General features: G+C 46.0%; 1 pseudogene. It reads left to right on the plus strand.

Going from position 1 to position 509, the window contains the following annotated elements:
- A pseudogene (locus A3750_RS05770) lies at positions 1–383 on the plus strand (hypothetical protein); the annotation flags it as partial.
- Between the last annotated feature and the right edge of the window lie 126 nt (positions 384–509).

Consider the following 509-nt stretch of genomic DNA (forward strand, 5'->3'; position numbering starts at 1 on the left):
CCGACTTGGGATATGCCTGCGTGATCGATCATCAGTTTTGGGGCTTACTATTTTACAGTGATGTCGTTAAGCCGCTTCGAATCGGTCAAAACATTAAGGGCTACATTAAGCGCGTTCGCGAGGATGGCAAAGTAGATTTGAGTTTGCAGGCGCCAGGTTTTGCGAAAGTAGATGATCTAAGTAAGCGGGTATTACGAGCCCTGCAGGAGAATAATGGGTTTCTCGGCCTGTCCGATAAAAGCTCGCCCGAAGCGATCGCTGAGGCATTTGGGGTGAGTAAGAAGTCATATAAAATGACGATTGGTAACATGTACAAAAACAAGCTGATCCAGATCGAGCCTGCTGGTATCCGACTGCTGAAGTCAGAAAGCAACTCGTCTTAAGTCGATCATTTATTTGCTTTGCCAGTGCATGGCGCCAAGCCAGATTAGGCGTAATTTTTTTAGTGTTTGTTCTGTATAGGTATCGATATAAGCGGGATCTTCTTCGGCTTGGTCGAGTAAGTCGAT

It is taken from the genome of Oleiphilus sp. HI0079 (genome assembly GCF_001635105.1).